Consider the following 12,222-nt stretch of genomic DNA (forward strand, 5'->3'; position numbering starts at 1 on the left):
CGAAGCGTTGTGACGTCCACGCTTCCCTCCAGGGTCGTCGGTTCATTGCCGATCTTCGGATACCCGCGAGGTCCGGGATGAATCATGGAGCGCACGCAGGCCCGGCAGCAGCGCCAGGATCACCGCCGCCGTCATCGCGAACACCGGCCGCAGGCCCACGGCCTCGGCGAGCAGCCCGCCCGCCGCGCTCCCCAGCGGTTTGGTGCCCCACGCGACGAGCCGGTGCGCGCTGGTGCCCCGGCCCAGCAGGTGGTCCGGGATGATCCGCTGCCGCAGGGAGACGACGATGACGTTCCACACCACGACTCCCGCGCCCCCGGCGAAGAACGCCGCACCGATCACGTACGGATTCGTGGTCACCGCGGGGATTCCGACGAGTACCGCGCCGGTGAGCAGGCTGAGGACCAGTGCCCCGGTGCGGCCGAGGGCGCGCTCGATCCACTCGGCCACGAACGAGGCGGCGAAACTGCCCACGGCGACGACGGCCAGCAGGAAACCGTAGGCCTGGTCCGTCAGGCCCATCGGTGACGACGGGCCCACCGCGTAGAGCACGAAGAGGGTGAACATCGCGCTCGTGGCGAAGTTGAAGCCGCCGATCATGATCGCCGTGACGCGGAGAAACCGGTTCTTCACAAGGAAACGCAGTCCTTCGGTGAGATCTTCGCGCACGCTCGTCTTCTGTGTCCTTTCGACACGGAACGATCCCGGGACGAAGAAGAGCGCGACGACCGCGACGAGCCAGAGCGCCGACGGGACCGCGAACGCGGCGAAAACGCCTGCGGCCACTAGGAACCCGCCCAGCGGCGGCCCCGCGAACTCGTTGGCGGTGAGTTCGGCGGCGTAGAGGCGGCTGTTGGCCCGCGTCAGCCTGTCGCGGCCGACGACCTGGGGCAGGATCGCCTGTGCGGCCGTGTCGTGGACCGTTTCGGCGAACCCGAGTCCCAGTGCGACCGCGTAAAGCAGCCAGATCGATCCGGAGCCGAGCGCGATCGCCGCCGCGAGTACGGCGAGCAGGCCCGCGCGGAGCACGTTCGCGGTGAGCATGGCGCGACGGCGGTCGACGCGGTCGACGAGAACCCCGGCGTGCAGGGCGGATAGCAGCCACGGCAGGGACAGGGCGAACGCCAGGCCCGCGATGAGCGCCGGCGAGCGGGTGAACTGGACGGCCACGAGGCTGAGCGCGACCTTGACGATCCCGTCGGCCAGATTCGACAGCCCCGACGAACTCCACAGCCGCCAGAAGGCGGTCCCCAGTGTGGTCACCCGATTGAGGATCGCACATCGATTGAGAAAACTCCATCGATGATTGTTCTCTCCATCGGTCTAGGCTGTAGGGATGGATGATCAGCTCGCCGCGAGGGTCGCGGACCGGCGGCGTGAGGCGACGGCGCGTGAGGCCAAGGCGCTCGGCCATCCGTTGCGGCTGCGCGTCCTGCGGCTCTGTGGTGAGCGGGAGCTGACCAACAAGGAACTCGCCGAGCGGCTCGGCAAGGATCCGGGCACGGTGCTGTACCACGTGCGGCAGCTCGTCGAGGCCGGTCTCCTGGAGCAGGCGCCGGTGCGGACCGGTGTGAGCGGCGCGCTGGAGAAGCCGTACCGCAGCGCGGGCAAGAGCTGGTGGCTGAACGGGCCGCTGAACGACGAGGACGAGGACACCCGGTTCGGGCCGATCGTGGCGTTCCAGGACGAACTCCGCGAGGCGGGACCCGGTTCGGTGCGGATCGTCGAGCGGTTCGCGCTGCATCTCTCGCCCGAGGAGGTCACCGAACTCGACAACCGTATCCTCGACATCCTCGACGAGTACGTGGCCACCGACCACCAGCGGCTCGACCGGCCGCTGCTGAACGGGATCTTCCTGCTGCACAGTCTGGCCGAAGACTCGTGAGTGGTAATGACGGTTAGAACCGTCATTACCACTCACGAGGCCGTGGGCACCTGCTTTTACGGGGTCACGCCAGCTTGCGGAAGAACTCCTGGATGTCGCCCAGCAGGAGGTCCGGAGCGTCCTGCGTCGCCCAGTGGCTGCCGCGGTCGAATTCCTGCCAGGACACGATGTTCGCGTGGTCCCGGTCGGCGAATCGCCGCAGCGGCCGGAAGTCGTAGGCGAAGCTCGCCAGGCCGGTCGGCGCCGTCGTCGGCTCGGCGGGGTGCTCGGCGTGCTTGTCCTCGTAGTAGAACCGCGCCGCCGACGCCGCGGTGTTGGTGAGCCAGTACAGCGTGGCGTTGGTGAGGACGTGGTCGTCGTTCGTGCCCGCCAGCAGCTGAGCGCTCCAGGCCAGCTGTCCGGTCGGCGAATCGGCCAGCGCGTGCGCGAGGTTCTGCGGCGCGCTTTCCTGAAGTTTCGCGTAGCCGGACATGTCGTCGTTGAAGCTCTGGAGGAACTGCATGTACTCCAGCTCCTGCTCCGTCATGCCCTCGAATTCGGCCGGGTCGCCGCTCGGGAACGAGAACAGCTGTGTGACGTGCACGCCGATCACGTGCTCCGGATCGACGCGGCCGACCTCGGGGGCGACGAACGAACCGGCGTCGTTCCCATGCGTGCCATAGCGTTCGTAGCCCAGCCGGCGCATCAGCTCGGCCCACGCCTTCGCCGTGCGGTAGCGGTTCCAGCCCTTTTCGTGGGTGGGACCGGAGAAGCCGAACCCGGGCAGCGAGGGGATCACGACGTGGAAGGCGGTCGCCGCGTCGTCGCCGTGCGAGCGCGGGTCGGTCAGCCGGTCGATCAGGTCGAGGTACTCGAAGACCGAGTTCGGCCAGCCGTGGGTGAGGATCAGCGGTGTCGCGTCCGGTTCAGGCGAGCGGACGTGCAGGAAGTGAATCTGTTGTCCATCAATGACTGTCGTGAACTGCGGGTACGCGTTGAGCTTCGCCTCCCACTCCCGCCAGTTGTAGCCGTCGCGCCAGTAGGCGACCAGTCGCTGCACGTATTCGAGGGGCACGCCGTACTCCCAGCCCGGCGTGACCGGTCCGCGCTGCACCCCGTCGGTCACCTGGTCGGCGGGCAGCTCGTTCGCCCAGCGGACTCTGGCGAGGCGGTCGGCCAGGTCGTCGAGGTCGGCCTGCGGGATGTCGATGCGGAAGGGCTTGATCTCGGTGTTCTCGTTCATGAGACCAAGGTAAGGTGCCATTAGGAACACTACGTTCCTAATGAGGAGGCAGGCTCGAAGAATGTTGGAAACTTCGGCAAGACTGCTCCGTTTGCTCTCCCTCTTGCAGACTCCCCGTGACTGGACGGGTACCGAACTGGCCGAACGCCTCGAAGTGAGCGCGCGGACGATCCGCAACGACGTCGAACGGCTGCGTGCGCTCGGCTACCCGGTGAACGCGACCCGCGGTTCAGTCGGCGGCTACCGCCTCGGCGCGGGCGCGGACCTGCCGCCGTTGCTGCTGGACGACGAGGAGGCCGTCGCCGTCGCGATCGGCCTGCGCACCGCGGCGGGCGGCACCATCGCGGGTGTCGAGGAGACGTCGCTGCGCGCGCTGGCCAAGCTGGAGCAGGTGCTGCCGTCGCGACTGCGGCGCCGCGTCAACGCACTGCAGGCGTACACGATCCCGGTGCCCAGGGACGATGCCGGACCGCGCGTCGACGCGAAGACGCTTACCGTCCTGACGGCCGCCTGCCGTGACCACGAACAGATGCGTTTCGGCTACCGGGCCCACGACGGCTCGGAGAGCGTCCGCAAGGTCGAGCCGTATCGCCTGGTGAACTGGGGACGCCGGTGGTACCTGGTCGCGTGGGACCTCGATCGCGGCGACTGGCGCACTTACCGCGTCGACAGGCTGACCCCGCGTGTCCCGATCGGCCCCCGGTTCACCCCGCGCGATCTCCCCGAGGACGTCACGGACCGGGTGCGGCGCGGCGTCTCGTCCGCGGCGTGGCGGTATCGGGCGAAGGTCACCGTGCACGCGCCGGCGGAGGAGGTGACCGCGCGGATCAACCCGGCCGTCGGGACGGTGGAGGCGGTCGACGAGAGCACGTGTCTGCTGCACACCGGCGCCGACAGCGTCGAGACGCTGGCCGTCCACTTAGGACTGCTCAACGCCCCTTTCCGGGTCACCGAACCCCCGCAATTAGTCGACTACTTGCGCACGCTGGCCGACCGGTATCGCGACGCGACCCACATTTAGTCCTCTGGATGCGGTGCGTGGCGTGCCCCGATCGCGTTTAGCCCGCTAAACGCGATCGGGTTCACTGGGCGAAAGTGGTCAGGAAGCGGTCCCGGAACGCGTCCATCCGCCAGACCGGCGCGTTCCGGTCCGGGTTCAGCCCGTCCTGCCAGTTCCACGCGGCGATTCTGTCCAGGACGCCCTTGTCCCGCGTGACGACGGTGATCGGGACGTCGCGGTCCGCGCCCTCCCCGGCGACGATCGGGTTCGGCTGGTGGTCGCCGAGGAACACCAGCACCAGATCGTCGTCCCCGTACGTCTCCACGTACGAGATCAGCGAGTTCAACGAATAGGCGATCGAGTCGCCGTACGCGGCCCGCACCTTCGCGGGGTCGGTGAAGACCTCCTCGGGCGTCTTCCCCTGCGAAGGCATCGGGTTGTAGACCGAGCCGTCGCCGACGGCGTTCCAGTCGACCATCCGGGGCAGCGGTGTCCACGGCCAGTGACTGGTGACGAGGTCGATTTCCGCCATCAGCGGCGGGTGGCCCGGCTTCGCGCGTTCGGCGCGCTGGAAGGCCGAAAGCGTGAACTGGTCCGGCATCGTGGCGTAGGAGAACGGCGGACCGTGGTAGCCGATGCCGCGCGAGTCGTAGTACCGGTCGTAGCCGTAGACCTGCCCCTCCGGCCAGTCCTCGGTGTGCGCCGGGACGACGCCGACGGTCTCCCAGCCCGCGCGCTTGAACGCCCCGCCGAGGGTGAACCGGTCGGTCTTCACGAAGTCGTCGTAGCGGTGCTGGCTGTCGACCCAGACGCCGGACTGGAACGTCGAATGCGCCAGCCAGCTGCCCGCGCTCGTCGTCGGCGACGTCAGGAACGCGCTGCGCGAGCCATATCCGGCGGTCTTCAGCCGCGCGGTCCCGGCGTCGAGGACGGCGTCGACCTTGGGGGCGATGTCGGAGTCCTGGACAGCCACCCGCCCGTAGCTCTCGACGAAGGTGAACAGGACGTCCTTGCCGCGCAACGCGTTCAGCAGCCCGGACGGCGGGGTGCCGCGGAAGGCGTCGGTGCCGACCTCCGCGGCGAACGCCTCCCGGTCGCGGATACCGGCCCGCACCTGGCGGAGGTCGTCGTAGGCGTAGGCGGCGGCGCTGCGCGACGCGAGCGGCTGCCCCGGCGCGAGCTGGACGCCGAACACCGCGCAGCCGATCCAGAGCACGCTGAGCACGGCCACCACCCGGGTCGAGGTGGTGCGGCGGCCGGCCACCACCCGGCTCAGCCGCACCATCGACAGCGCCATGAGCACGACGACGACCACGGCCAGCAGCGCCAGCCCGAAGAACGACGCGAGCGCGCCGGTCCGGCCGATCGACGTGCCGAGCAGGTCGACGCCGTTGCCGACGACACCCCAGTCGAACACCGGGTTGAACCGCCGGTTCAGCGCGATCCCGAAGCCGATGTCGATGGCCTTGACGACGGTCAGCAGCCCGAGGACAGTGCCCGCGGTCAGCGCGACGATCCGCCGGGCGCCGTCGCGCAGCATGAGCACCACCGCCACCCCGAGCAGCGCTTCGACCGGGAGCCGCACGAACGCCTCCGGCGTCAGCCTGCCCAGGTCGTTCGGCGCGAGCAGGGCGAACAGCACGAGGACGCCCGCCAGGGTCGTCACCGCGCTGGAGGCGATTTCGCGGGCGGCCGTCCGGTCCCCCGGCAGGCCGACCAGAGCGGGGCGCGTGAAAACCGACAAGGCGGGTTCCTTCCAGGGTGCAGGAGCCTTCATCGGGTTACACGGACGGCGGGCGTCCCCGGTTCAGCCCGATCGCCAGGTGCGCAGCGCCCACCACCAGCCGACGGTGTGCCGTACCTGCGATCCGTCGTCGTCTTCCGGCAGGTCGAGCGACGCCCCGGTGATCTCGCCGAGCCTCCCCAGCCGGTACCGGACGGTGTTCGCGTGGACGTGCAGGGCCGCGGCCGTCTGGTCGAGCCGCCGTCCGTGGTCGAGGTAGGCCAGCGCGGTCGACACGAGCTGCTCGTGGAACGCGTCGCCCGGCGTCAGCGCGCTCAGCAGGGCGCCGCCGAGCAGCGCGGCGAGCCCCGGCTGGGCGGCGAGCGCGGTCTCGACCGCCAGGTCGGCCACCTCGTGCAGGCCCCGCGTCCGCTCCCGCGCGGCCGTCGGCAAAGCCATCGCGCACAGGGCGTGCATCCCGCGGACCTCGGTGAGCGGGACGGCGGGGGAGACCACCATGAGGACGTCGTCGCCGAGCGCCGACGGCGTGGGCAGCCGCGGCGCCAGCCCGGCCAGCCGCCCCACCACCAGCCCGAAGATGCCGCCGGTCCCGCCGAGCCGCCGCTCGACGACCAGCGCCTGGTACGGATCGCCGACGTCGGAGAGCAGGCAGTGGTAGCGCCCGTCCGGGTTCAGCCCGGCGTGCGCGACCTCCTCGGCCGACGGCACCGCCGTGTCGTCGGCCAGCAACCGCCGCAGCAGGCGGGCCCGGCTGTCGTGGACCGTGCGGGAGAGTTCGAGTTCGGCTTCGTGGTAGCCGGCGATCACCTGCCGTTCGAGCGCGCGGGTGTTCCGGTCGAAGTCGACCAGCGCCGCCAGCATGACGTCGTCCGGGACCCCGGCCGCCTTGCCGCGTTCGACGGCGATCTCGACCGCGCGGCTGCGGCCGGCCTGTACCCCGCGCAGCAGCGCGGCGATCGGCACGCCTTGCGCTGCCCGGTCGGCGCCGAGGACGGCCGCCGCCGCGTAGTCCTGCTCACTGGTCCCGCCCGGCCGTTCGAACGACGCGAGCCCGGCGGCGAGCACGATCGCGACGTGCCGCCGGTTCTCGTGCACCGGCAGCCGCGCCACCTCCGGCGACTCCGTGCGGGCGGCCCGGACGACCTCCTCGACGACGTCGGCGTCGGCCGCCATCGCCCGCAGCACCTCGTGCAGCAACCGGTGCGCCATCGCCACCGCCTTCCCGCGGCCGGTTGTGACCCGTGCACAACGAACGGCGCGGCCCTTGGCGACCGGCCCCTACCGAGGGTGCCCGATCGGTTGGTTTCCTGTGAGCTACCGAAAGGTAACAGGACTTCGCCGAAGGGTGCGCGTGATGCGGAAACGCCGGTTGCTGAACTTCGCCCTCGTGGCCTGCCTCGCCGTCACGGCACTGGGCTCGGTGCCGGGGACCACGGCGGCGAGTGCCGCCCTGCGGCAGGTCTTGTTCGTGGGCAACAACTGGGAGGGGACCGCGGACGTCATCCGGCCCTCCGGCGACTACGCGAAGATCGCGCGGGTCGACATGGTGCCCGACAAGGACGAGCGGCTCGCCGAGATCTACCTGAACCCGATCAAACTCGCGTTCTTCCTCGGCATCCGCAACGGTGTCGGCGAGGGCCACGACCAGCTCGTCGACGATCTCTACACGACGCCGGACGGCCGGTCGGTCGTCGCGTCCCGCCCGAGCTTCGCCGACGTCGTCTCGATCGACCTCGCCACCGGCCGCGTCAACTGGCGCTTCCCGGTGTCGGGTTTCCGCTCCGATCACATGGCCGTCTCGCCGGACGGGCGCAGTATCGCGGTGTCCGCCTCGACGTCGAACACCGTCCACGTGCTGAACATCGACACCGGGCAGCAGCTGGGCTCGTTCAAGACCGGCGACAAACCGCACGAGAACACCTACACCGACGGCGGACGGCGCCTCTGGAACAGCTCGATCGGCGACGTGAACACCGCGCTCGACGCGCCGTGGCAGGACTTCACCAAGGGCGACCGGAAGCTCACCGTCGCCGACGCGACGACCTTCCAGCAGGTCAAGGTCATCGACATGCGCCAGCGGCTGGACGCCTTCGGCCGTACCGATCTGTCCGACGCCATCCGCCCGATGGCGTTCACCCCCGACGAGTCGAAGCTGTACTTCCAGGTGTCGTTCTTCAACGGCCTCCTGGAGTACGACGTCGCCACCGACCGCATCACCCGGTCGAAGACGCTGCCGAAGAACCCGAACACCAGTGAGGACCGGACGACCTGGGTCAACGACTCGCGGCACCACGGGCTTTCGATGAGTCCCGCGGGCGACAAGCTGTGCGTCGCCGGGACGATGGACGATTACGCGACCATCGTGGACCGCGCGAGCCTGCAGGAAGCCCGGCTCGTGACGGCCGCGAAGCCGTACTGGGCGACGGTGAACGGCGACGGAAAGCATTGCGTCATCTCGGAAAGCGGGGCCGACCAGGTGACCGCGATCGACTTCGCGACCGGCGCGAAGGTGAAGTCCGTCCCGGTCGGCGACCACCCGCAGCGGATCCGGATCGGCCACGTGCCGGACGGCTGGACGGGCCCCTCGGGCCGGTAGCCCGCGAGGTGAGGCCGGCCTGACGACGGTCCGCTCAGCGCACGATCTTGGCTCCACTGTGGCACCGTGACGGGAATGAGTCTGCGCCTGGGTCCGTTGCTGCGCCACGTCGACGAGACGTCGGCGACGGTGTGGGTCGAAACCGGCACCGAGAGCGAGGTCGAAGTCCTCGGCGTCACGGCGAGGACGTTCGAAATCCGAGGCCACCACTACGCCCTGCTCGTGCTGACCGGGCTCGAACCCGGCACCAGCACCGAGTACGAGGTGCGCGTGGACGGCGAAAAGGTGTGGCCGCTGGAGGATTCCGGCTTCCCGCCCAGTCGCATCCGGACACTGCCCGCGCACGAGTCCGGGGTCCGGCTGGTGTTCGGCTCCTGCCGGAAACCGCACGACGGGGACACTTTCGGCCCGGACGCGCTGGCCGCGTACGCCCGCCGGATGGCCGAGAGCGACGAGGCCGGGTGGCCGCAGGCGCTGCTGATGCTCGGCGACCAGGTCTACGCCGACGAAACCACCGACGAGACGCAGGAATGGCTGAAGCGGCGTCGCGACACTTCGAAGCCGCCCGGGACCGAGGTGACGGATTTCGAGGAGTACACCCACCTCTACCTCGAAGCCTGGGGTGAGCCGACGATCCGCTGGCTGCTCTCCACCGTGCCCACGTCGATGATCTTCGACGACCACGACGTCCGCGACGACTGGAACACCTCGCATACGTGGCGGGAGCACATGCGGGCGCAGCCGTGGTGGCAGGAGCGCCTGCGCGGGGCGATCATGTCGTACTGGGTCTACCAGCACCTCGGGAACCTCGGCCCCGCCGAACTCGCCGAGGACTCGACCTACCAGAAGGCCCTCACCTCCGGCAGGGACAACGCCGGCCTGCTCGTCGCCTACGCCGACGAAGCCGACAACGAACGCGACGGCACCAAAGGCGCGCGATGGAGTTACCGGCGCGATTTCGGCAAGGTGCGGCTGCTGGTCATCGACAGCCGGGCGGGGCGGATCCTGGAGCCCGGCCATCGGGCGATGGTCGACGACGACGAGTTCGACTGGGTCGAGGAGAACGCCGCCGACGCCTGCGACCACCTGCTCATCGGGTCCTCGTTGCCGTGGCTGCTGCCGCCGGTGATCTCCCACCTGCAGTCCCTCAACGAACGGGCCTGCGCCCGTCCCGGATGGCGGGGACGGCTCGCGGAGAAGATCCGGCAGGCGGGCGACCTCGAACACTGGGCGGCGTTCCGCGCGTCGTTCGACCGGCTCGCCGCGATGATCGCGCGCGAGGGACGCCGGGAGGAGCCGCCCGCCACCATCGCGGTGCTCTCCGGCGACGTCCATCACGCCTACATCGCCGAGGCGCGGTACCCGGAACCGGTGACGTCGACGGTGTACCAGCTCACCTGTTCGCCGGTGCACAACGCGATGCCGCGGCCGCTCCGGCTGGCTTTCGCCGCGACCTGGTCGGCCGGGGTGGCGTCACTCGCGCGCCGGTGGGCGGAGCGGGGCGGGGTCGAACCCGTACCCCTCGCTTGGCGAAAGACGTCGGGACCGCATTTCGGCAATGTGATCGCCACTGTCGAGACCACCGGCCGCTCCGCCGTCACGACGATCGAACAGGCCACGGGCGACGGGCTGACCGAGGTGGCCAGGCAGAGGCTGGCCTGACCCCGTTCCGCGCTCGGTAATATCGCGGCGTGACCACCTCTGCCGAAACACTCGAGTTCCAGTCGGAGGCACGTCAGCTCCTGCAGCTGATGATCCACTCGATCTACTCGAACAAGGACACCTTCCTCCGGGAACTGGTGTCCAACGCCTCCGACGCACTGGACAAACTCCGCCTCGAAGCGTTCCGCGACAAGGAACTCCAGGCGGATACCGACGATCTCCACATCGAGATCGTCACCGACACCGAAAACCGCACCCTGACCGTGCGGGACAACGGAATCGGGATGAGCCGGGACGACGTCGTGGCGTTGATCGGCACGATCGCGAAATCCGGGACCGCCGAATTCCTGAAGAAGCTGAAAGAGACCAAGGATTCCGCGGCCTCGCAGGATCTGATCGGCCAATTCGGGATCGGTTTCTACGCCAGCTTCATGGTGGCCGACAAGGTCACGCTGCTGACCCGCCGCGCCGGATCGGACGAGGGCGTCCGCTGGGAGTCCGAGGGCGAAGGCACGTACACCATCGAGACGGTCCCGGATCTGCCGCAGGGCACCTCGGTCATCCTGCACCTCAAGCCCGAGGACGCCGAAGACCAGCTCTTCGACTACACCTCGGCCACCAAGATCAAGCAGATCGTCAAGAAGTACTCCGACTTCATCACCTGGCCCATCCGGATGACCGAAGGCGATGAGGTCGTCACGGTCAACTCGATGAAGGCGCTGTGGGCCCGTTCGTCCAGCGACGTCACCGAAGCCGAGTACAACGAGTTCTACAAGCACGTCGCGCACGACTGGAACGACCCGCTGGAGACGATCCGCCTCCAGGCCGAGGGCACCTTCGAGTACCAGGCGCTGCTGTTCCTGCCCGGCCACGCGCCGCTCGACCTGTTCATGCGGGAGCGCAAACGCGGCGTCCAGCTGTACGTGAAGCGCGTCTTCATCATGGACGACTGCGAAGCGCTGATGCCGGAGTACCTGCGCTTCGTGAAGGGCGTCGTCGACGCGCAGGACCTCTCGCTCAACGTCTCGCGCGAGATCCTGCAGCAGGACAGGCAGATCCAGCTGATCCGCCGTCGCCTGGTGAAGAAGGTCCTCTCGACCGTCAAGACCCTGATGGCCGACGAGAACCCCTACAAGTACGAGACGTTCTGGAAGGAGTTCGGCCGCGCCGTCAAGGAAGGGCTGCTGGACGACTTCGAGAACCGCACCGCGATCCTCGACATCTGCTCGTTCGCCTCGACGAACGACCCGGAGAAGCTGACGTCGCTGCGCGAGTACGTCGAGCGGATGAAGGACGGCCAGGAGCACATCTACTACCTGACCGGCGAATCGCGGCAGAGCATCGAGAACTCCCCGCATCTGGAAGCCTTCAAGGCCAAGGGTTACGAGGTCCTCGTGCTCACCGACCCGATCGACGAGATGTGGGTCGACGCGGTGCCCGGCTTCGAGGAGAAGCAGTTCCAGTCGGTGGCGAAGGGCGAGGTCGAACTCGACTCCGACACCACCGACGAGCAGAAGGAGGAGTTCTCCGGGCTCCTGACCTGGCTGACGACGGCGCTCGCCGAGCAGGTCAAGGAGGTCCGGCTCTCGTCGCGGCTGACGACGTCGCCCGCCTGCATCGTCGGCGACACGAACGACGTCACCCCGACGCTGGAGAAGATGTACCGCGCGATGGGCCAGGAAATGCCGCAGATCAAGCGGATCCTGGAACTCAACCCGGGCCACCCGCTGGTCGCCGGGCTGCGGGACGCCTTCGCGAAGCAGGGCGAGAACGAGGGCCTCGCCGAGACCGCCGAACTGCTCTACGGCATGGCTCTGCTGGCCGAGGGCGGCGAACTCGCCGACCCCTCACGCTTCACCAAGCTCCTCGCCACCCACCTCCAGAAGACCCTTTAGCCGAAGTACATGAAGGCCCCCTTCCTTGCGCCTAGCGCAAGGAAGGGGGCCTTCACGCGCTCAAGGCGCCAGTGCCTCGCGCCGTCGAGACGCCTTCCGTCGACCGGCCCCGACCTCCCGAGCGGCTCGGACCGCCGGCCCGGACCACGCCTTCGCCCAAATGGCCACTCGCTGTGACTGGTGGCACGCAAGTGTGACCGCTAGTGAGGGGTGTGTGG

At 69.0% G+C, this 12,222-nt stretch carries 9 protein-coding genes; 5 read left to right on the forward strand and 4 right to left on the reverse strand.

All coding sequences use genetic code 11. The annotated features are described in order from the left end of the window. Positions 1-42: 42 nt before the first annotated feature. Positions 43-1,263, reverse strand: a complete 1,221-nt coding sequence (locus tag L324_RS15445) for an MFS transporter (RefSeq protein ID WP_201769659.1) — start codon at positions 1,261-1,263, stop codon at positions 43-45. Positions 1,264-1,336: 73 nt separating this feature from the next. Between L324_RS15445 and L324_RS15450 the strand changes: the two genes are divergently transcribed. After that, a complete protein-coding gene (locus L324_RS15450; protein WP_037307876.1) occupies positions 1,337-1,885 on the forward strand; it encodes an ArsR/SmtB family transcription factor in 549 nt (182 codons plus the stop codon). Positions 1,886-1,949: 64 nt separating this feature from the next. On the opposite strand, the gene L324_RS15455 is transcribed toward L324_RS15450, so the two are convergent. Continuing rightward, a complete protein-coding gene (locus L324_RS15455; RefSeq protein ID WP_037307879.1) occupies positions 1,950-3,107 on the reverse strand; it encodes an epoxide hydrolase family protein in 1,158 nt (385 codons plus the stop codon). A gap of 61 nt (positions 3,108-3,168) precedes the next feature. Between L324_RS15455 and L324_RS42810 the strand changes: the two genes are divergently transcribed. Further along, complete coding sequence (locus L324_RS42810) at positions 3,169-4,128, forward strand: helix-turn-helix transcriptional regulator (protein ID WP_037307883.1); 960 nt, start codon at positions 3,169-3,171, stop codon at positions 4,126-4,128. A 61-nt stretch (positions 4,129-4,189) separates the two neighbouring features. Here L324_RS42810 and L324_RS15465 read toward each other — a convergent pair whose 3' ends face one another. Together L324_RS15465 and L324_RS15470 are read right to left on the reverse strand one after the other, a co-directional pair. Beyond that, positions 4,190-5,851: a sulfatase-like hydrolase/transferase gene (locus L324_RS15465; protein WP_051173914.1), complete on the reverse strand. Its 1,662-nt coding sequence runs from the start codon at positions 5,849-5,851 to the stop codon at positions 4,190-4,192. Between the two features lie 63 nt (positions 5,852-5,914). Then, complete coding sequence (locus L324_RS15470; protein ID WP_037307885.1) at positions 5,915-7,060, reverse strand: RsbRD N-terminal domain-containing protein; 1,146 nt, start codon at positions 7,058-7,060, stop codon at positions 5,915-5,917. Between the two features lie 145 nt (positions 7,061-7,205). Here L324_RS15470 and L324_RS15475 point away from each other — a divergent pair, with 145 nt between their 5' ends. The 3 genes from L324_RS15475 (at position 7,206) to htpG (ending at position 12,004) form a co-directional block, all read left to right on the forward strand. Continuing rightward, positions 7,206-8,447 (forward strand): YncE family protein, encoded by a 1,242-nt coding sequence (locus L324_RS15475; protein ID WP_037307889.1) that lies wholly within the window; start codon positions 7,206-7,208, stop codon positions 8,445-8,447. 75 nt (positions 8,448-8,522) lie between these two features. Continuing rightward, complete coding sequence (locus L324_RS15480; protein WP_037307892.1) at positions 8,523-10,109, forward strand: alkaline phosphatase D family protein; 1,587 nt, start codon at positions 8,523-8,525, stop codon at positions 10,107-10,109. A 29-nt stretch (positions 10,110-10,138) separates the two neighbouring features. Beyond that, positions 10,139-12,004 (forward strand): molecular chaperone HtpG, encoded by a 1,866-nt coding sequence (htpG, locus tag L324_RS15485; protein WP_037307895.1) that lies wholly within the window; start codon positions 10,139-10,141, stop codon positions 12,002-12,004. Positions 12,005-12,222 lie beyond the last annotated feature (218 nt).

Origin of the sequence: Amycolatopsis orientalis DSM 40040 = KCTC 9412 (genome assembly GCF_000478275.1) — a bacterium.
In the GTDB taxonomy this organism is placed as follows: Bacteria; Actinomycetota; Actinomycetes; order Mycobacteriales; family Pseudonocardiaceae; genus Amycolatopsis; species Amycolatopsis orientalis.